The sequence below is a fragment of the Streptomyces sp. ITFR-6 genome (assembly GCF_031844725.1).
Taxonomy (GTDB): Bacteria; Actinomycetota; Actinomycetes; order Streptomycetales; family Streptomycetaceae; genus Streptomyces.
The window spans coordinates 3,812,707-3,839,424 of record NZ_CP134612.1; the positions used below are offsets into that span (position 1 = coordinate 3,812,707).

Consider the following 26,718-nt stretch of genomic DNA (forward strand, 5'->3'; position numbering starts at 1 on the left):
TTCCGGGCTCGGGGCAGCGCGCATCCACCGGGAGGTGGCGCGGATGACGGCATCCACGGACGAGGGGTTCCGGAGCGAGGCGCTCGGGACGGGCACGTCAGGCGCGGCAGGTGCGGCAGGTGCGACGAGCGCGGCGGACGCGCCGGGTATCGCGGTCACGGCAGGCGCCCGCGAACCGGTCCGGCGCCGGGTGGCCGCGCGGAGCGCGCCCCGGCACGAGATCCGCGCCCTGCTGCGCGCCCATCTGGCGGCCGCAACCGGCTATCGCCACCTCACCCGGCACTGCGCGGTCTGCGCCCGGCTGCTGCGGCTCGCCATGGAGCCCGTGACGACCTCTCCGGCGACCGGACCGGCCGAGGAGCCAGCCGGTCCGTCCGGGCCGCCCACAGGGCCCCAGGAGGGCCCGACGCGGGCCACCGCGGCGCCCCCTGGCGATGCCCCGCCACCGCCGCGCGCCGACGCACCGTCACCCGAAGCTGTCGACGCATCGTCACCGGGAGCCTCGGCACCGGTCCGTGACGGCCGGTCCTCCGCCCGGCGGGCGGAGGACGAAAGTCCCCCCGCCACGTGACCAATGGCGCGCTCCCACACCCCTATGCAGTGGCAGGCTCGTACTTGGCAAGAGTCCTGCCGTGTGACGGGAGTCACCCAATCAGTTTTGAGAAGGGGTGGCTTTACACCCTTCCTACAACTGGCGAATTTAATATGTGCAATTGCACCACCCTGACGGGACCCGCCCAGGAGCCCCCGAACCGCCCCGGCCCGGCCTTCCCGGACGAGGACGCACAGTCCCGCACAGACCCGAGCAAGCCCGCACGAGAACCCGTCGGGAGCCAACCGGGCGTCCGGTTTCCCCGCGCCCGAACGGGCAGGAAATCGCGGACCGGAGCCCGGGTCGAGGCCGGCCGCGCGGGCACAAAAAAAGATCGCGCTGGACCCGGCGGAGTCCAGCGCGATCTGACGACGTGACCTGTATGGCACAGGTATGGCGCCCGTTGGGGCGGGCGCCCGTCATATGGAGCTATGGGTGGGCCAGTCGGGTTGGGGGACCCAAAAGCCCGGTTGTGCTGCGGCGACAGGGGTTTTTCAGGCCTCGCTGCGCTGCTGCGGAATACCCGCAAGCAGTGCGCGGACCTCTGCCTCGCGGTACCGGCGATGTCCACCGAGCGTGCGGATGGACGTGAGCTTGCCTGCCTTGGCCCAACGGGTAACCGTCTTCGGGTCCACGCGGAACATCGTGGCAACCTCAGCCGGGGTCAGCAGCGGCTCGGCATCAGGGGTGCGAGCGGTCATGAGCGGCCTCCTCGGGAGAACCGAACCATCTCGGTTCTTTCCTCTAAATTCTGCACCTTGACCCACGTTGCCCGAAATGGCGGACGCGGGCCGAGTCGGTTATAGGACGAACGGCTTGTCCTCGGCACTACAACTACACCATCCGTCCAGCCACGTCGGCCAAACCGATGGAATTGCCCTCCCAGGTGTTCATCAGCGACGGAAGCCGATGGACCATGCTATAGCGGACAGTCACACCACCGTGACGATCAGTCACAGAGCGATCAGGAGTCGTCAGACCCCCCATAGAGCGCAATACAGAGCACTTCGCCCATAATTGGACGAACAGAGTCCTCCCCGGACTCCTTGTCCTATTTTGGCACGAGGAGTAGGTAAGAGCGCAAGGGCCCCGTAAGTGCTATCCATCACGCTTGAGGCAAAGGCCCGGTTCGGGACGTAGGTCCTAAGACAACGGAAGTATGCTTCCGCCTCTTCACCCTCACGTGTCACACGGGACGCAGGTTCATCGATCGTCAGTTCGCCACCAGTTCGACCTGAGGCCACTGCCAGGCCCCGTCAAACCGCCGTCAGTTCGCGAACTGACGATCCCTGACGGACCTCCAGCGCTCCGAGAGGCGGGAGTACGCCTCGCTCACCCCCTCGCCGTCACCGGCCCGCAGCGCCGCGATGCTCTCGGCCACATCGGCGGCGCTCCGGTCCTCGGCCAGCTGCTTCGACGGCAGGGCGTGCACCAGGCCCCCGTAGTCCAGCTCGACCAGTGCGCGCGGATGGAACTCCTCCAGCCACCGGCCGACATCCACCAGGCCCTCGGTGAGCGGGCTCTCGTCCATCGTCTCGCGCAGCGTCTTCAGCGCCCGCGCCAGCCGGCGGCGCGCCTGGACCATCGGCGTCCGGTACCGCAGCACGGCCGGTTCGCCGTCGTCGCCCGCCGCCCGGTACTCGCGCTCCTCGTCCGCGACGAGGACGAACCAGCGCACCGGGACCTGCCAGACCGCCGTCCTGATCCAGGGCCGGGCGTCCGGATTCCGCTCCGACCAGCGCTCGTGATCGGCGACGGCCTGCCCGCGCACCACCGGCGGCAGCACCGCGTCGAGCACCGGCCCGGGGAACATGTCCATGAGACCGTCCAGCGCCAGCCAGCCGCGCAGCCGGGTCCGCCACGGGCAGACGCACACCACCCCGTCCACCTCCGCGACGAACGCGTCGGCGCTCTCGTGGGCCGGCACGCCGACCGGCGGGGTCGCCGCCAAGTCGGCCAGCGAACGGCGCAGTTCGTCCTGGGCCGTGGGGATCAGGTCGCGGCCCGCGTAGCGCGCCCAGTGGGCGCGCTCGGCCTCCGGGAAGGCGGCCAGTGGCTCGTAGACCCGGAGGTAGGACGCGTATGGGACGAGCACCGAAGACACCACCGACATGCTGCGATCGTGTCACGCCCGTACTCCGGTCGTGGGTGATCCGCCCCACTGGATCAGATCTCCGCCGGTGCGGGACGGGCGGCCTTAAGCTCTTGCCACGGACTGTCCGCGCCGGGCGGTCCGTGGCTCTCCCCACCTTCAGGAGTGCCTTTCCGCCGCTTCGTAATTGGGAGTCACCACAGTGACCGATGTGACCGGCGAGCCTGTAGACGCACTGCACACCCTGTTCCACTCGGACCAGGGGGGCCACGAACAAGTCGTGCTCTGTCAGGACCGTGCCAGCGGCCTCAAGGCCGTGATCGCCATCCACTCCACCGCCCTGGGCCCGGCCCTGGGCGGTACCCGTTTCTACCCGTACGCCTCCGAGCAGGAGGCCGTCGCGGACGCGCTGAACCTCGCGCGCGGCATGTCGTACAAGAACGCCCTGGCCGGGCTCGACCACGGTGGCGGCAAGGCCGTCATCATCGGGGACCCGGAAGCCTTCGAGGGCGACCGGCGGACCGAACTGCTGCTGGCCTACGGCAGGGCCGTGGCCTCGCTCGGCGGCCGCTACGTGACGGCCTGCGATGTCGGCACGTACGTCGCCGACATGGACGTCGTGGCCCGCGAGTGCGGCTGGACCACCGGCCGCTCCCCCGAGAACGGCGGCGCCGGTGACTCCTCCGTGCTCACCGCGTTCGGCGTCTTCCAGGGCATGCGGGCCTCGGCCCAGCACCTCTGGGGCGACCCGACGCTGCGTGGCCGGAAAGTGGGGGTCGCCGGAGTCGGCAAGGTCGGCCACCACCTGGTCGAGCACCTGCTGGCGGACGGTGCGGAGGTCACGATCACCGATGTGCGCGAGGAGTCCGTGCGCCGGATCACCGAGAAGCACCCCGGGGTCGCCGCGGCGGCGGACACCGAGGCGCTGATCCGTACCGAGGGCCTGGACATCTACGCCCCGTGCGCGCTCGGCGGCGCGCTGAACGACGACACCGTCCCGGTGCTCACCGCCTCCGTGGTGTGCGGCGCGGCCAACAACCAGCTCGCGCACCCCGGCGTGGAAAAGGATCTGGCGGACCGCTCGATCCTCTACGCACCCGACTACGTGGTGAACGCCGGTGGCGTCATCCAGGTCGCGGACGAGCTGCGCGGCTTCGACTTCGACCGGTGCCGGGCCAAGGCGGCGAAAATCTTCGACACGACGCTGGCCATATTCGCACGTGCGAAGAGCGATGGCATTCCTCCGGCCGCGGCGGCGGACCGGATCGCCGAGCAGCGGATGGCCGACGCCGCCCGCCGCTGACCGTCGCTGAACGCGCCGGGGCCCCTACGGGGTGTCATTCCCTGGGCAGAGCCTGCTGTACCCGCCGGTCGGGGAGACATGCCTCACCCCGGTCGGCGGGTCGCACGCCCAGAAGAGGTTAAAATCGCAGTTGACCAGCGAGGACGGAGCTCTTCGCGGGTCCTCTTCCGGGGCGTGTGATGCGGGCGGCGTACCGTATGGCCGCGGAAGCAGGTACCGTTAAAGCTCTACAGGCGCGGTCTCTCTGTCGAGAGTCCGTCCTGAAACATGAACGCGTGTCAAGACTCTGGGGCCATCGAGCCCCGTCACCGAGGGGGTCGAGCCATGGGGCGCGGCCGGGCAAAGGCCAAGCAGACCAAGGTCGCCCGTCAGCTGAAGTACAGCAGCGGCGGGACTGACCTGTCGCGTCTGGCCAATGAGCTGGGCGCATCACCTTCGAGTCAACCACCGAACGCAGAGCCGTTCGAGGACGACGACGAGGAAGATGACCCGTACGCACAGTACGCGGATCAGTACAACGACGATGACGAGGACGAGGACGACCAGTCCGGTCCGTCGTCACAGCGCTGCGGCGCTTGACCTCGCGCTGACACATCAACCCGGTCCGGGCCCGCCCCGGACCGGGTTTTGTGCTGTCCCGATCCGGTGCGTCCGCCGTCCCCGGCCTACGGGCGGGCCATGTCGACCCGCTCGGCGTCCGGGACCGTCCGCCCTGCTCGCGCTTCAGCGCGCGTACCCGCCCACGAGCTCCGCGCCCCTCGCGTGCGCGCCGCGGTCGGTGATCTCGCCGGCGATCCAGGAGTCGACACCCCGGTCGGCCAGGGTCGTCAGGGCCGCGTCGGCCGACTCCGCCGGGACGATCGCGATCATGCCGACGCCCATGTTGAGCGTCTTCTCCAGCTCCAGCTGCTCGACCTGACCGGCCTTGCCGACGAGGTCGAAGACCGCGCCGGGCGTCCAGGTGGAGCGGTCCACCGTGGCGTGCAGTCCGTCGGGGATGACCCGGGCCAGGTTGTTGGCCAGGCCGCCGCCGGTGACGTGGCTGAAGCCGTGCACCTCGGTGGTGCGGGTGAGGGCCAGGCAGTCCAGCGAGTAGATCCTGGTCGGCTCCAGGAGCTCCTCGCCCAGCGTCCGGCCGAACTCCTCGATCTCGCGGTCCAGCGTCCAGCCGGCCCGGTCGAAGACGACGTGGCGGACGAGCGAGTACCCGTTGGAGTGAAGCCCGGACGACGCCATCGCGATGACGGCATCACCCTTGCGGATGCGCTCCGGTCCCAGCAGCAGGTCGGCCTCCACCACTCCGGTACCGGCGCCGGCGACGTCGAAGTCGTCCGGGCCGAGCAGACCGGGGTGCTCGGCGGTCTCGCCGCCGACCAGGGCGCAGCCCGCCAGCACACAGCCTTCGGCAATACCCTTCACGATGGCCGCGACACGCTCGGGGTGCACCTTGCCGACGCAGACGTAGTCGGTCATGAAGAGCGGTTCCGCGCCGCAGACGACCAGGTCGTCCACGACCATGCCGACGAGGTCGTGGCCGATCGTGTCGTACACGCCCATCTGGCGGGCGAGGTCGACCTTGGTGCCGACACCGTCGGTGGCGGAGGCGAGCAGCGGACGCTCGTAACGCTTGAGGGCCGAGGCGTCGAAGAGTCCGGCGAAGCCGCCGAGGCCGCCGAGGCCCGCGACCTCGGGGCGCTGGGTCTTCTTCACCCACTCCTTCATCAGCTCGACGGCGCGGTCGCCGGCCTCGATGTCGACGCCCGCTGCCGCGTAGGAAGCACCTGTTGTCTCAGACATTGCCTGGGATCTTTCGTGTGGAGATACGGGGCTGGTGGGAAGGCTGCCGGACGGTCCGGGTCACGGACGGCGCAGCGCGTCGGCCGCGGCGGTCGCCGCAGGGCCTGCCGCCAGCTCGGTCTCCAGCAGCTGCTTGCCGAGCAGCTCCGGGTCCGGAAGCTCCATCGGGTACTCGCCGTCGAAGCAGGCGCGGCAGAGATTCGGCTTGTCGATCGTCGTCGCCTCGATCATCGCGTCGATCGAGATGTACGAGAGCGAGTCGGCCCCCATCGACTTGGCGATCTCGTCGACCGACATGCCGTTGGCGATCAGCTCGGCGCGGGTCGCGAAGTCGATGCCGAAGAAGCACGGCCACTTCACCGGCGGGGACGAGATCCGGATGTGGATCTCGGCGGCGCCCGCCTCGCGGAGCATCCGGACCAGCGCGCGCTGGGTGTTGCCGCGGACGATCGAGTCGTCGACGACCACCAGGCGCTTGCCCTTGATGACTTCCTTGAGCGGGTTCAGCTTGAGCCGGATGCCCAGCTGCCGGATGGTCTGGGAGGGCTGGATGAAGGTCCGGCCGACGTAGGCGTTCTTGACCAGCCCGACGCCGAACGGGATTCCGCTGGCCTCCGCGTAACCGACTGCGGCGGGGGTGCCGGATTCCGGCGTCGCTATGACCAGATCGGCCTCGACCGGGGCCTCCGCCGCCAGCTTGCGGCCCATCTCCACGCGGGAGAGGTACACGTTCCGCCCGGCGATGTCGGTGTCGGGGCGGGCCAGGTACACGTACTCGAAGACGCAGCCCTTGGGCTTCGCTTCCGCGAACCGGGAGCTGCGCAGACCGTTCTCGTCGATGGCGACGAGCTCACCGGGCTCGATCTCGCGGACGAAGCTGGCGCCGCAGATGTCGAGGGCGGCGGACTCGGAGGCCACCACCCAGCCACGCTCCAGCCGGCCGAGCACCAGCGGGCGGATGCCCTGCGGGTCACGGGCGGCGTAGAGGGTGTGCTCATCCATGAAGACGAGGGAGAAGGCACCCTTCACCTCGGGAAGCACCTTGGTGGCTGCGTCCTCGATGGTGAGCGGCTTGCCGTCGTCGTCGGTCTGGCCGGCGAGCAGCGCGGTCACCAGATCGGTGTCGTTGGTCGCGGCGACCTGAGTGGCCCGGCCGTCCTTGCGCGGGAGGTCTGCGACCATCTCGGCGAGCTGGGCCGTATTGACCAGGTTGCCGTTGTGGCCCAGGGCGATCGAGCCGTGCGCGGTCGCACGGAACGTCGGCTGCGCGTTCTCCCACACCGAGGCACCGGTGGTGGAGTACCGGGCATGGCCGACCGCGATATGGCCCTGGAGTGATCCCAGAGAAGTTTCGTCGAAGACCTGCGAGACCAGTCCCATGTCCTTGAAGACCAGGATCTGGGACCCGTTGCTCACTGCGATGCCCGCGGACTCCTGTCCACGGTGCTGCAGGGCATACAGTCCGAAATAGGTGAGCTTGGCGACCTCTTCGCCCGGAGCCCAGACACCGAAGACGCCGCAAGCGTCCTGGGGGCCTTTCTCTCCGGGGAGCAGGTCGTGGTTGAGTCGTCCATCACCACGAGGCACGCCACCGAGTGTAGGCGAGATCGACCACTGGTCCGAATGGGGACACCCGGCCGGGGCCCGGGGCGGACGCCCTCTCAGCCGCCTCCAAGCACCACAGGAACGGTCACGCAGGGTGTTCGTCGCGTGAGGGCCGGCGGCGGGCGGCGAGGGCCGCAGGACAGTCGTCGCCCGGATCAGCGGCGGATTACCGACCGGTTCCGGCCAGCCGTCCCGGAACCCGGCAGACCGGATCGTGGCACTCCGTTAGCCGGTCCCGAGTGCCGTTCGAGGGGGTGGCCGAACGCTCGTTTCGTGGTGAGCCTCACACCGGAACACCTGTGCGTCTCCTGCGCGGAGGCTGCGCGGAGACGGCGCGCAGCCGCACGGAGACCGCTCGGAGACCGGTATGCGGCATCTGTGGGGTGGGGTGGGACTCGGGGGCGCCGCTGGGCGGACGGGGCTTCGGGGCTTTTGGCTTCCGGCTTCGGGCTTCGGGGCTTCCGGGAGGGCCTCTGTGGTCGTGACGTTGCAGACCGGGCGGTCGGTCTCGAACCGGCCGTGGCCGGCCTGGCCGATCCGGTTCACGTCAGCCGGTCGGACCGTCCGGTCGTCCTGTTGCCAGGCGGTTCGGTCGCCCCGGCCCCGCCGGGACCCTCAGGCAGTCAGCCCATCAGCGGCAGCAGGGCGGCGAGGTCGGCCCGTTCGCCGCTGGCGCTGACCTTCGCCGCGTCGAGGGCCTGCGCCCACCGCGTCCGGCCGGTGGCCAGTCGGAACCAGGTGACCGGATCGGTCTCGACGACGTTGGGCGGGGTGCCCCGGGTGTGCTTCGGGCCCTGGACGCACTGGACGACGGCGAACGGCGGGACCCGCACCTCGACCGAGCCGCCCGGCGCCTTCTCCGCCAGGGCGTCCGCCAGCAACCGGGTGCAGGCGGCAAGGGCCTGGCGGTCGTAGGGGATGCCGAGCCCGGCCGCCTCGTTGAGGTCGTACGTGTGGACGACCAGCTCCACGGTCCGGGTGACCAGGAAGTCCCCGAGCCGCATCACGCCGACCCGGGTGGGCAGCAAGCGGTCGTCGGAGGCATCGGCCACGAGCGCCTCGAAGCGGTCCGCCACCTCCCCGTACAGCGCGTCCACATCCGGGTGGTCCGCGGCCGACTCCGCCGTGTCGTACGCGATCCGCTCGGCCCGCCCGGCGGCGGAGAACGGCCACTCCAGGAGCGTGACCTCGGGCTTGGCGAGGGCCGGCTCGGGGAGCTCCAGGCTCCGGCTGACGTGCGAGAGCGCCATGGTCAGATGGACGGCCAGCTCACGCACCGTCCAGCTGCCGAGGCCGCTCGGAGCCTCCAGCTGCTGGGCCGTCAGGGCGCCGACAGCTGCTCGGACATGGGCGAACTGCGCCAGGACCGCAGCGCGGGTCCTGGCCGGGTCATAGCGGCGGGCGCGCTTCTGGGACGGCGGCATGACGAGGAGCCTACGGCTTCACCCCCGAGCCCTGCCGGGACTTGGCGCCGGGCTGGGCCCGGGACTTGGCGCGGGCTGGGCCCGGGACTTGGCGCGGGCTGGGCCCGGGTCTCAGGTATCGCTCTGGGGGCCGGGACTCAGGCGTCAGTCTGGGGCCGGGTCGCGTAGTCGCCCAGCCCCTTTTCGAGCAGGTCGAACCCGCGCCCGGCGATCACCACGGCGTCCGCGGCGATCTCCTCGACCGGCTCCCCGGCCAGCAGCCGCCGGTGGTTCTCGGTGATCAGGGCGTTGCGGGTGCCGATGAGCTGGGAGGCCACGATGCACGCGATGGCCGGCTCCTCACCCTCCTCGACCAGGACGTCGGTCAGCTGCTCGAAGGAGCGGACGAAGAAGGCATGGGCCCGGGTGAGCAGTGAGGGCGTCTGCTGGATCAGCTGAAGGATCCCGAGCGCCACCGGCGAATCGCTCATCCCCACCGAGTCGTCCCGATTTTCCAGGGCGGTCAGGAAGTGACGGCGCACGGCGGCCACCGCGGACTCACCGGGCTCCCGGTCCCGCACCACCCCGGCGACGTCACCGATGTGTTCCTCCATCGGCGCGAAGACCAGGTGCTCTTTGCTGTCGAAGTAGTTGAAGACCGTCATCTTCGACACATCGGCCGCTTCAGCGATCTCCGCGACCGAGACCTGGTCGAAGCCGCGCTCGGTGAAGAGCTTCGTGGCCTCGCTCAGCAGACGGCGTCGCGTCTGGATCTTCTTGCGCTCGCGCAGGCTCAGCCCCTCGGTCATGACATGAGTGTACCAGGATGAAACTTAATGCCAGCCGAAAACTTGACTCAGTATATTTATGCCGAGAGAGTGGTGCCGACCACAGCGGCGCCACGCCGCTTTGGAGGGGAGCACCGCCATGCCCGAAACGATGACCGAGACCGGGTCGCCGGCCGAACCAGCCAACACAGCCGCCACAGCCGCCAAGGCGGAACGTGCTGCCGGAGCTGCCGGAGCTGCCGGAGCTGCCGGGGTCTCCCGGACCGGCGGTGGGCGGTCCGCCGGCCGGAACCGCCCAATCGGTTTCGTCCTCTGCATCACCACGATCCTGCTGGCCGTCCTCGACTCGAACATCGTTTCCTCGGCGACCGTGCCGATCATCCGCGACCTCGATCCGGTCCACGGCGTCGACCGGATCGCGTGGTTGATCGCCAGCTACCAGCTCGCCGCGACCGCCGCGCTCCCCCTGTACGGGAAGCTCTGCGACTCGCTCGGCTCGAAGAACGTGTTCATCGGTGCGCTCGCCACCTTTCTGGCCGGATCGGCCGTGTGCGGAATGGCCCAGTCCATGGGCGAACTGATCGCCGCCCGCGCCCTCCAGGGCATCGGTGGCGGCGGTCTGATGAGCGTCACCATGGTGGTCCTGCGCGAACTCGGCGCACCGCCGAAGGCCGATACCGAGGCCGACGGAAAGGGCGAGCGCGAGAGCGGCAGAGGCGAAGGCGACAGGGGCGACACGGGCGGCAAAGCCGACACGGGCGAGAAGGCCGGCAACATCGGCGGTGTCATCGCCGGGGCGGGAATGGCGCTCGGACCCTGGATCGGCGGAACCCTCTCCGACCACGCCGGGTGGCGGTGGATCTTCTACGTCAACCTTCCGGTCGGCATCGCCGTGCTGGTCGCGGCCATCACCCTGCTGAGGCTGCCCACCCGCACCACGCGTCGCCGCATCGACTTCCTCGGTGCCGGGCTCGCCGCCACCTTCTCCACCGCACTGCTCCTGGTCACCGAGTGGGGCGGGCAGCAGTACGCCTGGTCCTCGCCGCTGATCGCGGGCCTGATCGCCACCACCGCCACCGCCCTCGGGCTCTTCCTGTGGCGCCAGGCGGCCGCGGCCGAACCGATCCTTCCGCTCTCCCCGTTCACCGTCCGGGCCATACGAAACGGCTTCGCCATCCAGGGGCTCGTCGGTGCCGCGATGATGGGCTCGATCGTCTACGTCATGATCTACCTCCAGGTCGTACGGGGTGTCGCCGCGTCCTCGGCCGGGCTCTTCCTGATCCCGATGGCCGTCGGCATGGCGGTGGTCGGTCTCGTCACCGGACGTCTCGTCGCGGCCGGCTGGTCGCAGAAGACCTTCGTCGTCAGTGGCACGGTCGCGGCCTCCGCAGCCCTCGGGCTGCTCGCCTCCCTCACCACGGACACCAGCCTGTGGACGGTGCGTGGTGCGATGCTGTTGATGGGACTGGGCTTCGGCCAGCTTGTCGGACAGCTCATCCAGCTGGTCCAGGACACCGCCCCGGCTCACCAACTGAACGTGGCCACCACCGGAGTCCGCTTCTTCCAGACCCTCGGCAGCGCCCTGGGGGCGGCCGTCTTCGGCACCGTGCTGAGCCGGGTGTACGCGTCCCGCGGACCGGGCGGCCCGGCCGGCGGGATCAGCGAGCTGACGGGAGCCGCCCACCGGCAGGCACTGCACGCCTTCACCTCGTCGACCAACGTGGTGTTCTGCTGCGCCACCGGCGTGATGATCGTCGCGGTGTTCCTGGCCACCCGGCTGCCCGGGTCCGTCCGGGCTCAGGAGGCCTGAGGCCCTCCCGATTGCCCGGCCGATTCTCCGGCGGGAGTTCCGTGAGCAGCTGCGCCGACCGTGAATATCTCGCCGTTGGAAGGAACGCCCACACCCCGCCAGGTGAATGGAATTCCGACCGCCACATCCAGGTCCGGATCGTCCATCAGCTGGAAATGCACATGCGGTTCGGTGGAATTCCCGGAGTTTCCGCACTCGGCGAGAGGCTGCCCGGCCCGGACCCTCTCCCCCGCCCGCACCCGGAGCGACCCCTGCCGCAGATGCGCGTACATGGCGTAGGTCCCGCCGCCCAGGTCGAGCACGATGTGGTTCCCCACGATGGCGCCCGCACCGCGCATGTCCCGTACGGACGCCTCGATCAGCGTCAAGTAGACGAGCGCGGGGAGGGAATTGCGGCTGAGGTGGTCGCGGCTGCCGTGCGAGGCGTGCACCACCGTGCCGTCGGCCACCGCGAGAAGCGGTGCCCCGAAGGCCGGGAAGTGGTGGTTGCGCCGGGCGACGGGCCACAGGGCGCGGAACTTCGGCCGGGACAACAGAACCTGCTCAGCCCCGGGCTCCGCCCCCGCCCCGGGTATCGGCTCCGCCCCCGGCTCCGCAACGATGTCGATCGCGTACGTCTGCCCATAGGCGTGCACCCCATGGCTGGGGACCTTGTCCGCCGGGCTGTTCAGCGCCGTCCAGCGCCCCGTCACCGGTGGCTCGACCTCCACCGCGGGCGGCGGGTCAGCGACCGCGGCCCGGCCCCCGCGCCCCGCCGTCAGACCGAGGGCGACCGCGGCGGCCGCCGGCACCCAGGTCAGCCAGTACGGGAACGGCGGCCGGGGAAGGAGGCTGATGACCACCATCACGAAGAAGGCGATCCAGCACACCCGGTACAACACCATGACAGCTTTACGGACGGACACGACTTCCTCCTGGATTGTCCGTTTCGCCGGATTGCATGTTTCGCTTGACGCGTTCCTCGAATTGCTCAGCTTCCGCTCACGTCTCCGATTCCTCCGCCTGCCTCGTCGTCTCTCGTGCGCGTCTCTCAGGGACTGGCCGCCGTGAGGACCACCAGCAGCGGCACCACCCGGACGCCGGGGACCTCGTACCGCCCCCGCCCCGTCGTGTGCAGCCAGCCCGCACCGGTCAGCTGCCGCAGATGGTGGTAGATCTGCCCCGTCGTACCGGTCTCGTCGAGCGCGGCGAGCTCTGCGGCCGTGCGTCGGCCACCGAGGATCTCCCGCAGCAACCGCAGCCGCACCGGATGCCCGAGCGCGGCCAGCGACTCGGCGGCATCCGACCAGTCGGCACCGGGAGCACCACCCTCCCCCGGCCCCTCACCGGAGCCGTCCGCCCCGGCCCCCAGCAGCTGCTCCGTGAGCGCGCCGCACTGCCACTCGTACCGCTCACCCGTCGGCAGTCGGACCGCACCCGTGTACAGCACACCGCCCTCCGCCGCCCCGATCCCGGACAGCTCCTGCTTGAGCCCCTCCAGGGCCCAGAAGTCGGCTCCCGTCGGACGCGGCACATCTCTGCGGTCACCCACGAGGGCCTCAAGCCGCCGCTCCAGCTCCGTGACCCGTTCCTCCAGCTCCATTCCTCAAAATTACGTAACTACGTAACCCCTGTCAAGGAGGAACGGCAAACGCGCACACGCAGAACACGCGGCGCGCGAAAAAGCCCCCGCCCGGCAGACCGGGTGGGGGCTTTCGCGCACGCTGTGAGCAGCGGTGGATCAGGCAAGCAGCGCGGGGATCGTCCCCTCGTGCGCCGTACGCAGCTCGCTCAGCGGAATGCTGAACTCGCCCTGGATCTCGATCTCCTCGCCGTCCACGACACCGATCCGGGTCACGGGCAGGCCCCGCGCCCCGCACATGTCGTCGAAGCGGAGCTCCTCGCTGCGCGGGATCGAGACGATCGCGCGTCCCGCCGACTCGGAGAACAGGAAGGTGAACGTGTCCAGGCCGTCCGGCACGACCAGCCGGGCGCCCTTCCCGCCGCGCAGGCAGGACTCGGTCACCGCCTGGATCAGACCGCCGTCGGACAGGTCGTGCGCGGCGTCGATCATGCCGTCGCGGGAGGCCGAGATCAGGATCTCACCGAGCAGCTTCTCGCGGCCCAGGTCGACCTTGGGCGGCAGGCCGCCGAGGTGCTGGTGGACGACCTCGGACCAGGCCGAGCCGCCGAACTCCTCGTGCGTCTCGCCCAGCAGGTAGAGGAGCTGGCCCTCTTCCTTGAACGCGACCGGCGTACGCCGGGTGACGTCGTCGATCACGCCGAGCACGGCCACGACCGGCGTCGGATGGATCGCCGTCTCGCCGGTCTGGTTGTACAGCGAGACGTTGCCGCCGGTGACCGGGGTGCCCAGCTCCAGGCAGCCGTCCGCCAGACCACGGGTGGCCTCGGCGAACTGCCACATGACATCCGGGTCCTCGGGCGAACCGAAGTTCAGGCAGTCCGAGATGGCGAGCGGCTTGGCACCGGAGGCGGCGACGTTGCGGTACGACTCCGCCAGCGCGAGCTGCGCGCCGGTGTACGGGTCGAGCTTCGCGTACCGGCCGTTGCCGTCGGTCGCCATGGCCACGCCGAGGTTGGACCCCTCGTCGATGCGCACCATTCCGGCGTCCTCGGGCATCGCGAGCACGGTGTTGCCCTGCACGAAGCGGTCGTACTGGTCCGTGATCCAGGACTTCGAGGCCTGGTTCGGGGAGGAGACCAGTGCCAGCACCTGTTCGCGCAGCTCGGCACCGTTCGCCGGACGGACCAGCTTTCCGGCGTCGTCGGCCTGCAGCGCGTCCTGCCAGGACGGGCGGGCGAACGGGCGGTGGTACGTCGGGCCCTCGTGGGCGACAGACCGCGGCGGCACGTCCACGATCTGCTCGCCGTGCCAGAAGATCTCCAGCTGCGAACCCTCGGTCACCTCACCGATGACGGTGGCGATGACGTCCCACTTCTCGCAGATCTCCAGGAAGCGGTCGACGTGCTGCGGCTCGACGATCGCGCACATGCGCTCCTGCGACTCGCTCATGAGGATTTCCTCGGGCGAGAGGGAGGAGTCGCGCAGCGGCACGGTGTCCAGCTCGACGCGCATACCGCCCGAACCGGCCGAGGCCAGCTCGGAGGTGGCACAGGAGAGCCCGGCGCCGCCGAGGTCCTGGATGCCCGCGACGAGCTTCTCCTTGAAGATCTCCAGGGTGCACTCGATGAGGAGCTTCTCCTGGAAGGGGTCACCGACCTGGACGGCGGGCCGCTTGGTGGGCTTGGTGTCGTCGAAGGTCTCCGAGGCAAGCACGGAGACGCCGCCGATGCCGTCGCCGCCGGTGCGGGCGCCGTACAGGATCACCTTGTTGCCGGGGCCGGAGGCCTGGGCCAGGTGGATGTCCTCGTGCTTCATCACGCCGATGCACCCGGCGTTGACGAGCGGGTTGCCCTGGTAGCAGGCGTCGAAGACGACCTCGCCGCCGATGTTCGGCAGGCCGAGGCAGTTCCCGTAGCCGCCGATGCCCGCGACGATGCCCGGCAGGACCCGCCGGGTGTCGGGGTGGTCGGCCGCGCCGAAGCGCAGCGGGTCGACGACCGCGATCGGGCGGGCACCCATGGCGAGGATGTCGCGGACGATGCCGCCGACGCCGGTGGCCGCGCCCTGGTAGGGCTCGATGTAGGACGGGTGATTGTGCGACTCGACCTTGAAGGTGACCGCGTAACCCTGGCCGACGTCGACCACACCGGCGTTCTCACCGATGCCGACGAGCATCGCGTCGTTGGCGGGGACCTTCTCGCCGAACTGCTTGAGGTGGACCTTGCTGCTCTTGTAGGAGCAGTGCTCGGACCACATCACGGAGTACATGGCGAGCTCGGCGCCGGTGGGACGGCGGCCCAGGATCTCGCGGATCCGGGCGTACTCGTCCTCCTTGAGGCCGAGCTCCTTCCAGGGCTGCTCGGTGTCCGGGGTTTCGGCCGCGTGCTTGACCGTGTCCAGGCTCATGCGTTGACCAGCTTCTTGATGATCGAGGTGAAGAAACCGAGACCGTCGGTGCGACCGGTGCCGATCAGCGGCTCGACGGCGTGCTCCGGGTGCGGCATCAGACCGACGACGTTGCCCGCGGCGTTGGTGATGCCGGCGATGTCGCGCAGCGAGCCGTTGGGGTTGCCGTCCACGTAACGGAACGCGACGCGGCCCGCTGCCTCCAGCTCGTCGAGCGTGCGCTCGTCGGCGGTGTAGCGGCCGTCCATGTTCTTGAGCGGTACGGAGATCTCCTGGCCCTCGGAGTAGTCCGAGGTCCAGGCGGTACCGGCGTTCTCGACGCGCAGCTTCTGGTCGCGGCAGATGAAGTGCAGGTGGTTGTTGCGCAGCATCGCGCCGGGCAGCAGGTGCGCCTCGGTCAGAATCTGGAAGCCGTTGCAGATGCCGAGAACCGGCATGCCCGCCTTCGCCTGCTCGATCACCGTCTCCATGACCGGCGAGAAGCGGGAGATGGCTCCGGCCCGCAGATAGTCGCCGTAGGAGAAACCGCCCGCCAGGATGACCGCGTCGACCTGGTGCAGATCCTTGTCGCGGTGCCACAGCGATACGGGTTCGGCGCCGGCGACCCGTACGGCCCGAAGGCTGTCCTGGTCGTCGAGGGTGCCCGGAAAGGTGACGACTCCGATACGAGCAGTCACTTCGACTCCTCGGCCTTCTCCACCTTCACGGTGAAGTCCTCGATGACGGTGTTGGCGAGGAACGTCTCGGCCATCTCGTGAATACGGCTGAGGGCGGCCTCGTCGACCGGCCCCTCGATCTCCAGCTCGAAACGCTTTCCCTGACGTACGTCCGCGATTCCCTCGAAGCCGAGACGGGGCAGCGCACGCTGCACAGCCTGTCCCTGCGGGTCGAGGATCTCGGGCTTGAGCATGACGTCGACTACGACGCGTGCCACTGGCACTCCCGGTGTGGTGGTGTGGTGCGGCTGTTTCTCCGGGGGGTTCCCCAGGACCCCCGCGGGTCCCCTCAGCGTACCTGTCCCGAAATTCTACGCGGGTAGACATCAGGCGGCCCGGATCACACCGGGATATGGACGGCAGATGTCACGGCAGATGTCGCTGCGGATGCGGCAGCGGATGTCACGGCCGATGCGGAAAATCCTGCGACAAAAATCCCCACCAGCCGCACAGATAGCAGACTGACACGCGCACGTAATTGGGTGGGCTTCACAATGCGGCACTCATCGCTGTACAAATGATTAGCGGGGAAAGCAGTATTGCCCCGGAACGGCCGGCAACAGTCGGCCCTCATCCGCGCTCACAGCCGGAAGGCCGGCATCCGCGCATGTCAGACGCGCAGATGCCGCAGGAAAGGACCGATATCCGTGGCTCAGCGCGTAGTGGTCACACTCTCCGACGACATCGACGGGGGAGCGGCAGCGGAAACGGTCACCTTCGCGCTGGACGGGAAGTCGTACGAGATCGACCTCAATCCGTCCAATGCGAAGAAACTGCGCAAGGCCCTGGCCCCATACGTGGCGGCCGGCCGAAAGCAGACAAACGCCAGCAAGCACGGCAAGGTTCCCGTCTCGTACCGGCACACCTCGCTCGCGCCCGACCCGGCGGCCGTACGCGCCTGGGCCCGGTCGCACCGGATGGAGGTGCCGGCCCGCGGCCGGATTCCCAAGAAGGTCTACGAGGCGTTCCAGGAAGCCAGTTGAGCGGAAGCGCCGGGCGGCCGGCGCCTGACGCGGGCCGCACGACGCCCCGCACCGGCCGCTTCGACGACACCTCGCGGGAGCCGACTTGCGCGACACCCCCGCAGGTCGGCTAGAGTCTGGAGCACGCCGAAGGGCAAGGCCGAAAGGCCGGACCTCAAGCAGCGTGCGGGTGTAGTTCAGTAGTAGAACATCCCCCTTCCAGGGGGAAGGCGCAGTGTGCAATTCCTGTCACCCGCTCTGCATCACTCTCCCTCAACCACTCCGGTGGATCGGGTAGAGTAGTGCTCGCTCCACCGGTGAAAGCCGAGTGGTTGCAATGCGGACGTAGCTCAGTTGGTAGAGCGCAACCTTGCCAAGGTTGAGGTCGCCAGTTCGAACCTGGTCGTCCGCTCGTAGAAGCAAGAAGCCCCCGGCCTTTCGGCCGGGGGCTTCTTCGTGTCTCGCGGGGCAAGTTCGTATTCGGCCTCGGCCCTGCCATATCCGCGTCCTCCCTCTCCCCATGGCCTTTGCGCTCCCATGGCCTTTGCTCTCCCATGGCGTTCGCGCTCCCCATGACGTTTGTCATGCACTGCGATGACAGCTCGCACTGCTCCCGACGCCGTCCGGGAGGAAGCCTTGAGACATGACCTTCGACGAAATTCCCCATGAGTGCGTGATCGAGGCGGACGGTGTCCGACGCAGTTATGCGGGCGGCTTCGAGGCTGTGACCGGCGTCTCCTTCTCGGTGGCGCGCGGCGAGCTGTTCGCCCTGCTCGGCACGAACGGCGCCGGCAAGACCTCGACCGTCGAACTGCTGGAAGGGCTGGCCCGCCCCGACGGCGGCACGGTACGAGTGCTCGGCCACGACCCGTTCCGGGAACGCGCCGCCGTCCGCCCCCGGATCGGGGTGATGCTCCAGGAGGGCGGTTTCCCCTCCGACCTGACGACCACGGAGACCGTACGGATGTGGGCCGGATGCACCAGCGGGGCCCGGCCTACCGGCGAGGCCCTGGATCTGGTCGGTCTCGGCCACCGGGCCCGCGTCCGGGTCAAGCAGCTCTCCGGCGGTGAGCGGCGGCGGCTGGACCTGGCACTGGCCCTGCTCGGCCGGCCCGAGGTGCTCTTCCTCGACGAGCCGACCACCGGCCTCGACGCCGAGGGGCGGCGCGACACCTGGGCGCTGGTGCGTCGGCTCCAGGAGGGCGGCATCACCGTGCTGCTCACCACGCACTACCTGGAGGAGGCCGAAGCGCTCGCCGACCGGCTGGCGATCATGCACCGGGGGCGGATCGTGACCTCGGGCACCACCGCGGAGGTGACCGCCGAGCGCCCGTCCCGCATCCGGTTCGAGCTCCCCGCCGGAATCGCGCCAGGGCAGCTGCCGCTGAGCCTGCGCGCCGCGGCCGACGGACCGCGGATCGAGATCCGTACCCACCACCTCCAGGAATCGCTGGCCGAACTGCTGCGCTGGGCCACGGAGTCCGACGTCCGGCTCACCGGGCTCGACGCCCGGTCTGCCTCGCTCGAAGAGGCCTTCCTCGACATCGCGAGGTCCGCGGCGGAGAACGAGACCCGGGACGGGGCCAGGAACCGGACCAGGAACGGGCCCCAGGCCGGGAACCCGAACGCGAACGCGAACGAATTCGGCAACGGCAACGGCAACGACACCCAGACGGAAGAGGTGGCTGCGGCATGACGACAGCGACAACGCGTGCGAACACCGCGCCGACCCGATCCTCGGCCACCACCACGGCCAGGGGCCGGCTGACCGCCCTCGGCCGGGCCGAACTGACGCTGCTGCTGCGCAACCGGACCGCAGTCGTCGTGGCCCTGTTCATGCCCGCCGCCATGGTCCTGGCCATGAAGTCGACGTTCGAGCAGATCGACCTGGGCGGGACCGGGCTGACCGTCGCGGGAGCGGCGCTCACCGGCGGCATCGGAACGGTGCTGATCCAGGCCGTCTACATGAACATGGCCGCCACCTATGTGGCGCGGCGCGAGGAGCTGGTGCTGAAGCGGCTGCGTACCGGCGAGATCACCGACGGGGAGATCCTGACCGGAACCGCACTGCCCGCGGGCGCGCTGGCTCTGGCGCAGACCGCGGCGATCGTCGCGGCCGGTACCGCCTTCTTCGGGCTCGGCGCCCCCGAACGCCCCGAGCTGCTGCTCCTGGGGCTGGTGATGGGCCTGGTGCTGCTGACGGCGCTGGGTGCGGCCACCTCGGTGATCACCCGCACCGTACAGACGGCTCAGCTGACGACCCTCCCGCTGTTCTTCGCCTCGCTGGTGGGCTCGGGACTCTTCGTACCGCTGGAAATCTTCCCGGACCGGCTCGCCTCGGCGTGTGAGCTGCTGCCGCTGACCGGTGTCATGACACTCGTACGGGCAGGCTGGCTGGGCGGTACGCAGGGCACGGAGCTGCTGGAGGCCGCGCTGACCGGGCTGGTCTGGACTGTGCTCGCGGTGTTTGCTGTTCAGCGGTGGTTCCGCTGGGATCCGCGACGCTGAAGGGTGTGGTGGTGTGTTGACGCGCGTACGTGGCTGGCGCCGCGGCTGGCAGGAACGCAGCAAACTGGAACGGATCGACCTGTACACGCGGTTCACCACCTCGGTGATCCCCTGGATCTTCATCCTGTCGTGGCAGCTGGCCCCCTTCGCGTCGGACATCCGCCGCGCGCCGCTCCCGATGGCGCTGGCACTGGCCCTGCTCGTGGTCTGCGTGGCCCAGTGCGTGGTGAGCAACCGGAACGTACGGCCGTCGTACGCCGATTACCACGGCACCGCCGCCTTTCCCCGGCGGCGGATGATCACACCGCTGGCCCTGCTGCTGCTGGCGCTGGGACTGCTCGCGGCGCTGGCCGCCGTGGACGGCGTCGGCCCGCCGGGGCTGCTGATGATGGCCATGAACGTACCGCTGGCCCTGGTGATGACGCAGGTGCTGCTGGTCCCGGTCCGTACGTTCCTGTTCCAGTCGCTCGCCCTCGCCGCGCTGACCACCGGCGCCCTCGCCGCGGCGGGGGTACGGGGCGGACTCCTGGCCGGAGTGGTGCCCGCCACGCTCTTCGGCTGTGTGCTGGTGCTGATCTCCATCCGGCCGAGCGCCTGGAGCCTGAGCGTGATGTGGCAGGCGGAGGAGGCCCGGGACGTGCAGGCCCGGCTGGCGGTCGCGGAGGAGCGGCTGCGGTTCGGCCGGGACCTGCACGACGTGCTGGGCCGCAACTTCGCCGTGATCGCGCTCAAGAGCGAACTGGCGATGGAGCTGGCCCGGCGCGGCAGGCCGGAGGCGGTGGACCAGATGGTCGAGGTGCAGCGGATCGCCCGCTCCTCCCAGCAGGAGGTGCGCGATGTCGTACGGGGATACCGGGAGGCCGATCTGAGTACGGAACTGGCCGGGGCCACGGGCGTGTTGCGGGCGGCCGGCATCGAATGCGCGGTGGTGGGCGACAGCGGCGCGGACCTGGCCGCGCCCGTGCAGGCCGCCCTCGGCTGGGTGGTGCGCGAGGCGGCCACCAACGTACTGCGGCACGGCGACCCCCGACGCTGCACGATCCGGCTCACCACCGCTGCCGACGAGGTGGTGCTGGACGTGGAGAACGACGGCGCGCCGATGACCTCCGCGTCCTCGGACAGCGGCTCCGGGGAGCACGGCTCCGGCGGGAGCGGTTCGGGCAGGAGCGATTCCGACGGCAGCGGGACGGGCGGGAGTGGTACCGGGCTGCCCGGACTGCGCGAACGGCTCGGCTCGCTCGACGGCTCGCTGGACGCGGGAACGGCGGGCGACGGGCTCTTCCGGCTGACGGCGAGAATTCCGCGTACCGCGCGCATCACCCATACCGTGCACACGCGGGGTACCAGGGGTACCCCGCACACCCCGCATACCTCGCACGCCTCGGACACCCTGCGCACCTCACGCACGGAGATCCGTACCGCCCCTCTGGAGGAGAGACGATGACCACGGTGCGGGTGCTGCTCGCCGACGACGAGCACCTGATCCGGGGCGCGCTCGCCGCTCTGCTCGCGCTGGAGGACGACCTGGTGGTGGTCGCGGAGGCGGCGACCGGGCCGGAGGCGCTCGCAATGGCCCGTGCGCACCGCCCCGATGTGGCGGTCCTGGACCTGGAGATGCCGGGCGCGGACGGTGTGAGCGTCGCCACATCGCTGCGGTCCGAACTCCCGGGCTGCCGCACCATGATCGTGACCAGTCACGGCCGCCCCGGACATCTGAAGCGGGCCCTCGCGGCGGGCGTCCGGGCGTTCGTGCCGAAGACCGTCAGCGCCCGGCAGCTGGCCGGGATCATCCGCACGGTGCACGTCGGCAACCGTTACGTGGACCCGGAGTTGGCGGCCGACGCGATCGCGGCCGGGGACTCTCCGCTGACCGTGCGCGAGGCCGAGGTGCTGGAACTGGCGGCGGACGGGGCTCCGGTAGCGGAGATCGCGGAGCGGGCCTCGCTGTCGCAGGGAACGGTACGGAACTACCTCTCCTCCGCGGCCTCGAAGCTCGGGGCCGAGAACCGTCATGCCGCGGTGCGTCTCGCACGGGAGCGGGGTTGGGTATAGTGGTCCTCGCGCTTCGGCGCTTGCGGACGTAGCTCAGTTGGTAGAGCGCAACCTTGCCAAGGTTGAGGTCGCCAGTTCGAACCTGGTCGTCCGCTCGTAGAAGCAAGAAGCCCCCGGCCTTTCGGCCGGGGGCTTCTTCGTGTGCCTCGGGGCGGTTACGTCCAGGGCGTGCCGGTGAGGAGTTCGTACGCCTCCAGGTACTTGGCCCGGGTCGCGTCCACGATCTCCTGCGGGAGCGCCGGCGGCGGCTGCTCGCTCTTGCGGTCCCAGCCGGATGCCGGGGACGTCAGCCAGTCGCGCACGAACTGCTTGTCGTACGAGGGCTGCGCGTGGCCCGGCTCCCAGGTGGCGGCCGGCCAGAAGCGCGAGGAGTCCGGGGTCAGCACCTCGTCCGCGATGATCAGCTCCTCGCCGCCGTCGGCGGTGGGCGCGAAGCCGAACTCGAACTTGGTGTCCGCGAGGATGATGCCGCGCTCGCGCGCGATGTCACGGGCCCGGCCGTACACGTCCAGCGTCGTGCGGCGCAGTGCCGCGGCGGTCTCGGCGCCGACCTGGTGGGCCACTTCCTCGTAGCTCACGTTCTCGTCGTGGTCACCGACGGCCGCCTTGGTGGCCGGGGTGAAGATCGCCCCCGGCAGCTCGGAGCCGTCCGTGAGGCCCTCGGGGAGGCCGATGCCGCAGACGGTGCGCGAGGCGTTGTACTCGACCAGGCCGGAGCCGGTCAGATAACCGCGTGCGACGCACTCGACCGGAACCATCCGCAGCGACCTGCAGATCGTCGTGCGGCCGGCCCAGTCCTCGGGGGCGCCGGGTGGCAGCTCAGTGGACAGCACGTGGTTCGGTACGAGATCGGCGAGCTGGTCGAACCACCACAGCGAGAGCCGTGTCAGCACGCGGCCCTTGTCCGGGATCTCGGTGGGCAGCACCCAGTCGTACGCGGACATCCGGTCACTGGCGACCATGACGAGGTCACCGGCCTCGTTCCGGTACAGGTCGCGCACCTTGCCCGTGTGCAGGTGGGTGAGGCCCGGTACCTGCACGGGCTCGGGCTTTTCTACAAATCCGGACACGCTGCCTCCGCGTAGGTTGATCCAGGAGTCGTTCCGATTGTCCCGTATCCGGGTTCGGATGGCTGCGGAGGGGTGCGGCGGCGGGCGCGCCGGTGCCCCGGTCTTCGGGCACCGGGCACCGGACTTCGGGCCCCGGGCTTCGACTCCGGCTTCGGGCACCGGGCTTCCGCTTCGGCTTCGGGAGGGCGTGCGGAGGTCCTCAGTCGCTTCGCGGATTCCTCAGTCGCGCTTGCAGATGCGGTCGAGGAGGTTGGCGGTGGCCTTCTGGATGCGGGGGTCCACATGGCCGGGGCGGTCCAGGGCCGGGGACCAGGCGAAGGTGCCGGAGGCGAAGACGAGCGCGCCGGACGGGGCGCGGTAGAGGGACGTCTCCTGGTGCCGCGTCACACCCTCGCTGTCCCGGTACGGGGAGTGGGCGAGCAGGATGCGGTTGTCGTGCTCGGGAAGCGTGGTGCGCGGGAAGTAGCGGTCGGCCTCGCCCGCGACCAGTCCGTCGATCTCGTCGCCCTCACCCGCGCCGGTCGCGTCCCAGAGCCAGTGCTCGGCGTTCCGCACGACCAGCGGGTGGGGGTCGGGGACCCGGCCCGCGTACTGGATGCCGAGGAGCTGCTGCTCCGCGCGGTCGACCTCGCGCCAGAGCGCGGGCTTTCCCGGGCCGCGCCGCTTGCGGCAGGTGAGCAGCCGGTCGGGGACGCCGGACGCCGACGGTGTGAGGCTGACCTGCCAGTACATGGTGTTGGCGGAGAGGAAGACCAGGGAGGTGCCGTTGTCGCGGGCGCGTTCTGTGGTGCGCCGCATGGGAACCGACCAGTACTCGTCGTGGCCCGGGAAGACCAGGCCCCGGTAGCGGGCCGGGTCGACCCGGCCCGCGTGCAGGTCGCGGGTGTCGGCGTAGGCGATGTCGTAGCCGTAGCGCTCGGCCCAGCGGATGAAGTCGTAGGCATGGCCGACGTGCAGCGGGAGGCCCGCGCCCGCGTAGGGGCGGTCGAAGGAGACGGTGACCGCCGCGTCCTCCTCGCCCAGCAGCCGGCCCTGCTCGTCCCAGGCGTGGTAGAGGCTGGCGCCGGTACGGCCGTCCTCCGGGTAGAGGTTGTACGCCTGCCAGGTGATGTCCGGGAGGATCAGGAGCAGATCGGCCGGTTGGTCGTCGCGGACCGTGAACGGGATGTGGGAGCGGTATCCGTCGACCGTCGTGAGCACGGCCACGTAGGCGCCGATCGACCAGTAGGCGGGGATCTGGAGCCGCCAGGACTGCCACCAGTGGTGGCAGGACACCGTGCGGTCGGCGGTGAGGGGGGCGGGCTGGACGATGCCGGAGAGCCGCGGACTCGTGGTGATCTTCGCGGCGCCGTCGCCCCCGTAGTGGCCGATGCGGTAGATGTCCACGGAGAACTGCTGGGGCGGGTCCACGGTGATGTGGAAGTCGATCGCCTCGCCGGGGGCCGCCGCGCCGGTGGAGCTGAAGCCCTTGATCTGCCGGTGCACGTCGTCGGCGGTACGGGTGCCGCCGCCGGTGGAGCCGCGGGGCAGCGTCGGATCGGCGTACCAGGGCACGACCTGGCCGGTGTCGTCGAAGTAGTTCTCGCTGCCGCGCAGCCAGGGCAGCGGCCCCTGCCCGAAGGGGTCGGTGACCGCGTGCGCGAGGGCACCTGATTCCCAACGTCGAATCTGCTCCGCCCCCATAACGCGCTTCCCTCTCTCGGCCCCCGGAACTACATGTGGTGCGCTGACTGTCAGCGCCGGTCTCCAGCACATCACATAACGCATCCACTCCGTCACCGTTCGTCGCGAATTAACGTTAACGGAACTTGGTCTTCCGGGTATTGGGCGTGCCGGACCGGCGATATGCCGCAATATCAGCCGAGTTGTGCACGAGATCAACCAGGTTGCGCACGAGATCAACCGGGTTGCGCACGAGGAGCTCCCGAAATCGGGCCAGAACGCGCTGGAACACCCGGGCACGCTTCGGCCAACTCCTGGTCGGCCCTTTCAGGCGAGACGGACAGGTTTGTCGGTGCGCACGCCGACCGAGGAGAGCCACGAGCGCAGGGGCCCCGCGTCGCCGTCCTCGACGAGGCTGAGCACCGGGGTGCCGAGATCGGACCGGCGTTCCCCGTCGACCAGCAGCGTGGGCCCGTCGAGCCAGTCGAGCCCCGGGGCCGCGCCCGCCGTGTCGACGGCCGCGCAGCAGACCATCGCCGCGACATGGTCCGCGAGCAGCTCGGTGCCCGTACGGGGCGGCTGGAGCGGGAACAGCGGGAGGGGGTCGGGTCCCCAGAATTCCAGCACGTCCCCACCGGCGCTCGCGGAACCGCCTGAGGATCCGGAACCGTCGCGGGCCACCGCGGCGCTGATGCCTGCCGCGAGCTCCTCACCCCTGCCGTCGCCCGCGACGAGGTGCTCGACGACACGGGCCAGGGTGGGCACCGCGGCACCGGCGCCGTCGGACGCACCGGCGGAGGCCGCGGGCGGCACGCCCATGTCGTCCAGGACGCGGTGCAGGCGTGCCGCCTCTGTGCGCCACTTCCGGTCGACGACCTCTTCCGGGTACTGCTGCCAGTCCACCGGGGACCAGCCGGGCCCCGCCTGCGCGGGGCCGCCGTGGAAGAGCCGGGCGGCCAGCAGGGACGCCGCCTCGTCGGCCGCTCCCGGCTCCTCCAGGAGATCGCAGGCGGGCCGTTCGCCCAGCCGGGAGGTGAACCCGTCGGCCAGCCGGTCGCGCCGGGACAGCTCGGTGAGGGCGGAGACGACTCCGGCGTCCAGCCGGGAGGGCCAGCGCCCCATCCGCCAGGCGGGCAGCGCGACCCGGGTGAGCAGCCGGTCCCAGCCCGCGTAGGCGAGCCCGACCTGCTCCTGGGCGACGATCCGCAGCCCGTAGTCCACCGCCTGGGCGCGGGTGGACGCGGCGGCGGCGACACCGCGCTCCATCTCCGAGGCGTGGCTGTGACAGCTGCGCAGCAGCAGCCGGGCGATCCGGCCGATGAGGGCGTGCGGCAGCCGCAGAGCCCTGCGTACCGCTCCCTGGGCAGGGGCGGCCGCGTCGGCGACGACCCCGTCGAGACCCCGGACGAAGCGCCGGGCGGCGGCTATGTCGGGGTGAGCGGAGGGGCCGGTGCCCGCGACGACCGGGGCGAGCACGGCGCGCAGCTCCGCGACCCGCATCCACCAGAGGAACGGCGAGCCGATCACCAGCACGGGCGCGGCCTGCACCCTGCGGCGCCCCGGACCCGCCCCGGGCCCGCCCGGATCGCGGCGGGCGGCGTCCTTGGCGGCACGGTCTGCGGCGGCGGGATGGGTGCGGTCCTCCAGCCAGCTGTCGCAGTCGGGCGTCAGCGCTATGGCCGAGGGCGCGGGCACGTCGAGGCGATCGGCGAGATCACGGACCAGCCGGTAGAGATCCGGGGCCGACTTCTCGCTGAGCGGGACGGTCGGGCTGACCGCCGGCTTGGCCCGTACGACCGCGACGGCGACGGCCGCCGCGACCAGCAGGGTGATGACGGCGCAGGCCGTCACGGCCCAGCGCACCGCGTCCCAGCCACCGCCTTCGACGAATCCCTGAGCGCCCGCGGCGAACAGCACGACGGCGACGGCCGCGGGCAGCAGCGCTACTGCCGTCGCCCTGCTGCGGATGCGCAGCAGGACCAGCGCACGGGCGCGCGCCGCCTGCGCACCCAACTCCTCACCTGCACCGGTATCGGACACGGCTGGATGTCACCCCCTCTGCCCTCGCGACGGTGTTGCTCACTCCCCCACTGTGGCACCCGTCACTGACATCGCAATGCCGGTGGGCCATGTGCCGGAAAGCTTGCGCCGCACCCTAGTTGGGGCTTCGGCGGGCGTCATCCGGATGGCTCAGCCGTCACTCGATGGAATGGCTTTGGGCAAAGCTGCTGACGCGCCGCTGTCCATGGGGCAGCGGCGCGTCGGCGGAGGTGGGGCCCTGGGGGCCGTGGGGCCGTGGCGGGAGCGGCAGGGTGCGGGCCCTGGGACGGGCCCCTTCGTCCGCGTCCGCGTCCGGTGCGACCGCCGCGTCCGCGACGACTGCGGACG

23 protein-coding genes and 3 tRNA genes are annotated in these 26,718 nt (G+C 70.3%); 12 read left to right on the plus strand and 14 right to left on the minus strand.

Features of this window, described 5'->3' with window-relative positions; all coding sequences use genetic code 11:
• The first annotated feature begins 43 nt into the window (after window positions 1–43).
• Window positions 44–571, plus strand: coding sequence for a DUF6274 family protein (locus tag RLT59_RS17335; protein ID WP_399125598.1), 528 nt, complete (start codon window positions 44–46; stop codon window positions 569–571).
• Between the two features lie 515 nt (window positions 572–1,086).
• Here RLT59_RS17335 and bldC read toward each other — a convergent pair.
• Both bldC and RLT59_RS17345 read right to left on the minus strand, forming a co-directional pair.
• Window positions 1,087–1,293, minus strand: a complete 207-nt coding sequence (bldC, locus tag RLT59_RS17340) for a developmental transcriptional regulator BldC (RefSeq protein ID WP_003949541.1) — start codon at window positions 1,291–1,293, stop codon at window positions 1,087–1,089.
• 566 nt (window positions 1,294–1,859) lie between these two features.
• On the minus strand, window positions 1,860–2,705 hold the full coding sequence (locus RLT59_RS17345; protein ID WP_311304237.1) for a DUF8083 family protein: 846 nt from the start codon (window positions 2,703–2,705) through the stop codon (window positions 1,860–1,862).
• Between the two features lie 181 nt (window positions 2,706–2,886).
• On the opposite strand from RLT59_RS17345, the gene RLT59_RS17350 reads away from it, so the two are divergent.
• Complete coding sequence (locus RLT59_RS17350) at window positions 2,887–3,987, plus strand: Leu/Phe/Val dehydrogenase (RefSeq protein ID WP_311304238.1); 1,101 nt, start codon at window positions 2,887–2,889, stop codon at window positions 3,985–3,987.
• A gap of 324 nt (window positions 3,988–4,311) precedes the next feature.
• Window positions 4,312–4,566 carry a DUF3073 domain-containing protein gene (locus RLT59_RS17355; RefSeq protein ID WP_311304239.1) on the plus strand — a complete coding sequence of 85 codons (255 nt, stop codon included), beginning with the start codon at window positions 4,312–4,314 and terminating at the stop codon, window positions 4,564–4,566.
• A gap of 144 nt (window positions 4,567–4,710) precedes the next feature.
• Here RLT59_RS17355 and purM read toward each other — a convergent pair whose 3' ends face one another.
• From purM to RLT59_RS17375, 4 genes are all read right to left on the minus strand, one after another.
• Entirely contained in the window at window positions 4,711–5,784 is a 1,074-nt protein-coding gene (purM, locus tag RLT59_RS17360) for a phosphoribosylformylglycinamidine cyclo-ligase (protein WP_311304240.1), read from the minus strand.
• 60 nt (window positions 5,785–5,844) lie between these two features.
• The gene (purF, locus tag RLT59_RS17365; RefSeq protein WP_311304241.1) at window positions 5,845–7,371 is read right to left on the minus strand and encodes an amidophosphoribosyltransferase; all 1,527 of its coding nucleotides are present in this window, start codon (window positions 7,369–7,371) and stop codon (window positions 5,845–5,847) included.
• Between the two features lie 641 nt (window positions 7,372–8,012).
• Entirely contained in the window at window positions 8,013–8,813 is an 801-nt protein-coding gene (locus tag RLT59_RS17370; RefSeq protein ID WP_311304242.1) for a maleylpyruvate isomerase family mycothiol-dependent enzyme, read from the minus strand.
• Between the two features lie 137 nt (window positions 8,814–8,950).
• Entirely contained in the window at window positions 8,951–9,601 is a 651-nt protein-coding gene (locus RLT59_RS17375) for a TetR/AcrR family transcriptional regulator (protein ID WP_311304243.1), read from the minus strand.
• Window positions 9,602–9,719: 118 nt separating this feature from the next.
• Between RLT59_RS17375 and RLT59_RS17380 the strand changes: the two genes are divergently transcribed.
• Window positions 9,720–11,390 (plus strand): MFS transporter, encoded by a 1,671-nt coding sequence (locus RLT59_RS17380; protein ID WP_311304244.1) that lies wholly within the window; start codon window positions 9,720–9,722, stop codon window positions 11,388–11,390.
• On the opposite strand, the gene RLT59_RS17385 is transcribed toward RLT59_RS17380, so the two are convergent.
• The 5 genes from RLT59_RS17385 to purS form a co-directional block, all read right to left on the minus strand.
• Window positions 11,378–12,295, minus strand: a complete 918-nt coding sequence (locus tag RLT59_RS17385) for a peptidoglycan DD-metalloendopeptidase family protein (protein WP_311304245.1) — start codon at window positions 12,293–12,295, stop codon at window positions 11,378–11,380. The two genes, RLT59_RS17380 and RLT59_RS17385, sit on opposite strands and share 13 nt — an antisense overlap.
• 125 nt (window positions 12,296–12,420) lie before the next feature.
• A complete protein-coding gene (locus tag RLT59_RS17390; RefSeq protein ID WP_311304246.1) occupies window positions 12,421–12,972 on the minus strand; it encodes an ArsR/SmtB family transcription factor in 552 nt (183 codons plus the stop codon).
• Between the two features lie 138 nt (window positions 12,973–13,110).
• The gene (gene purL / locus RLT59_RS17395; protein WP_311304247.1) at window positions 13,111–15,360 is read right to left on the minus strand and encodes a phosphoribosylformylglycinamidine synthase subunit PurL; all 2,250 of its coding nucleotides are present in this window, start codon (window positions 15,358–15,360) and stop codon (window positions 13,111–13,113) included.
• Window positions 15,357–16,037, minus strand: coding sequence for a phosphoribosylformylglycinamidine synthase subunit PurQ (gene purQ / locus RLT59_RS17400; protein WP_311304248.1), 681 nt, complete (start codon window positions 16,035–16,037; stop codon window positions 15,357–15,359). Before purQ ends, purL begins: the two co-directional genes overlap by 4 nt.
• A complete protein-coding gene (gene purS, locus RLT59_RS17405; RefSeq protein WP_311304249.1) occupies window positions 16,034–16,300 on the minus strand; it encodes a phosphoribosylformylglycinamidine synthase subunit PurS in 267 nt (88 codons plus the stop codon). The genes purQ and purS overlap by 4 nt, the downstream gene beginning before the upstream one ends.
• Before the next feature lie 423 nt (window positions 16,301–16,723).
• Between purS and RLT59_RS17410 the strand changes: the two genes are divergently transcribed.
• The 8 genes from RLT59_RS17410 (at window position 16,724) to RLT59_RS17445 (ending at window position 21,693) form a co-directional block, all read left to right on the plus strand.
• Window positions 16,724–17,059, plus strand: a complete 336-nt coding sequence (locus RLT59_RS17410) for a histone-like nucleoid-structuring protein Lsr2 (RefSeq protein WP_199884437.1) — start codon at window positions 16,724–16,726, stop codon at window positions 17,057–17,059.
• 165 nt (window positions 17,060–17,224) lie between these two features.
• A tRNA-Gly gene (locus tag RLT59_RS17415) sits at window positions 17,225–17,296 on the plus strand.
• 81 nt (window positions 17,297–17,377) lie between these two features.
• Window positions 17,378–17,450, plus strand: a tRNA-Gly gene (locus tag RLT59_RS17420).
• A 231-nt stretch (window positions 17,451–17,681) separates the two neighbouring features.
• Window positions 17,682–18,734 carry an ABC transporter ATP-binding protein gene (locus RLT59_RS17425; protein WP_311304250.1) on the plus strand — a complete coding sequence of 351 codons (1,053 nt, stop codon included), beginning with the start codon at window positions 17,682–17,684 and terminating at the stop codon, window positions 18,732–18,734.
• The gene (locus RLT59_RS17430) at window positions 18,731–19,546 is read left to right on the plus strand and encodes an ABC transporter permease (RefSeq protein WP_311304251.1); all 816 of its coding nucleotides are present in this window, start codon (window positions 18,731–18,733) and stop codon (window positions 19,544–19,546) included. The genes RLT59_RS17425 and RLT59_RS17430 overlap by 4 nt, the downstream gene beginning before the upstream one ends.
• A gap of 13 nt (window positions 19,547–19,559) precedes the next feature.
• A complete protein-coding gene (locus RLT59_RS17435) occupies window positions 19,560–20,990 on the plus strand; it encodes a sensor histidine kinase (protein ID WP_311304252.1) in 1,431 nt (476 codons plus the stop codon).
• Window positions 20,987–21,598, plus strand: coding sequence for a response regulator (locus RLT59_RS17440; RefSeq protein WP_311304253.1), 612 nt, complete (start codon window positions 20,987–20,989; stop codon window positions 21,596–21,598). Before RLT59_RS17435 ends, RLT59_RS17440 begins: the two co-directional genes overlap by 4 nt.
• Before the next feature lie 22 nt (window positions 21,599–21,620).
• Window positions 21,621–21,693: transfer RNA gene (locus RLT59_RS17445), tRNA-Gly, on the plus strand.
• Window positions 21,694–21,753: 60 nt separating this feature from the next.
• Here the strand turns inward: RLT59_RS17445 and RLT59_RS17450 are convergent.
• The 3 genes from RLT59_RS17450 to RLT59_RS17460 all read right to left on the minus strand — a co-directional run bounded on the left by RLT59_RS17450 (window position 21,754) and on the right by RLT59_RS17460 (window position 26,370).
• Complete coding sequence (locus RLT59_RS17450; RefSeq protein WP_311304254.1) at window positions 21,754–22,668, minus strand: phosphoribosylaminoimidazolesuccinocarboxamide synthase; 915 nt, start codon at window positions 22,666–22,668, stop codon at window positions 21,754–21,756.
• Between the two features lie 219 nt (window positions 22,669–22,887).
• Window positions 22,888–24,351: a N,N-dimethylformamidase beta subunit family domain-containing protein gene (locus tag RLT59_RS17455; protein ID WP_311304255.1), complete on the minus strand. Its 1,464-nt coding sequence runs from the start codon at window positions 24,349–24,351 to the stop codon at window positions 22,888–22,890.
• A 306-nt stretch (window positions 24,352–24,657) separates the two neighbouring features.
• The gene (locus RLT59_RS17460; protein ID WP_311304256.1) at window positions 24,658–26,370 is read right to left on the minus strand and encodes a M48 family metalloprotease; all 1,713 of its coding nucleotides are present in this window, start codon (window positions 26,368–26,370) and stop codon (window positions 24,658–24,660) included.
• Window positions 26,371–26,718: the final 348 nt, after the last annotated feature.

Bases quoted from the DNA above. Each gene is read 5' to 3' on its own strand.
- RLT59_RS17430 (WP_311304251.1), top strand. From the start codon at position 18,731: ATGACGACAGCGACAACGCGTGCGAACACCGCGCCGACCCGATCCTCG.
- RLT59_RS17380 (WP_311304244.1), top strand. From the start codon at position 9,720: ATGCCCGAAACGATGACCGAGACCGGGTCGCCGGCCGAACCAGCCAAC.
- RLT59_RS17375 (WP_311304243.1), bottom strand. From the start codon at position 9,601: ATGACCGAGGGGCTGAGCCTGCGCGAGCGCAAGAAGATCCAGACGCGA.
- purL (WP_311304247.1), bottom strand. From the start codon at position 15,360: ATGAGCCTGGACACGGTCAAGCACGCGGCCGAAACCCCGGACACCGAG.
- RLT59_RS17455 (WP_311304255.1), bottom strand. From the start codon at position 24,351: ATGGGGGCGGAGCAGATTCGACGTTGGGAATCAGGTGCCCTCGCGCAC.
- RLT59_RS17355 (WP_311304239.1), top strand. From the start codon at position 4,312: ATGGGGCGCGGCCGGGCAAAGGCCAAGCAGACCAAGGTCGCCCGTCAG.
- purM (WP_311304240.1), bottom strand. From the start codon at position 5,784: ATGTCTGAGACAACAGGTGCTTCCTACGCGGCAGCGGGCGTCGACATC.
- RLT59_RS17345 (WP_311304237.1), bottom strand. From the start codon at position 2,705: ATGTCGGTGGTGTCTTCGGTGCTCGTCCCATACGCGTCCTACCTCCGG.
- RLT59_RS17390 (WP_311304246.1), bottom strand. From the start codon at position 12,972: ATGGAGCTGGAGGAACGGGTCACGGAGCTGGAGCGGCGGCTTGAGGCC.
- RLT59_RS17425 (WP_311304250.1), top strand. From the start codon at position 17,682: ATGACCTTCGACGAAATTCCCCATGAGTGCGTGATCGAGGCGGACGGT.
- RLT59_RS17370 (WP_311304242.1), bottom strand. From the start codon at position 8,813: ATGCCGCCGTCCCAGAAGCGCGCCCGCCGCTATGACCCGGCCAGGACC.
- RLT59_RS17440 (WP_311304253.1), top strand. From the start codon at position 20,987: ATGACCACGGTGCGGGTGCTGCTCGCCGACGACGAGCACCTGATCCGG.
- RLT59_RS17335 (WP_399125598.1), top strand. From the start codon at position 44: ATGACGGCATCCACGGACGAGGGGTTCCGGAGCGAGGCGCTCGGGACG.
- bldC (WP_003949541.1), bottom strand. From the start codon at position 1,293: ATGACCGCTCGCACCCCTGATGCCGAGCCGCTGCTGACCCCGGCTGAG.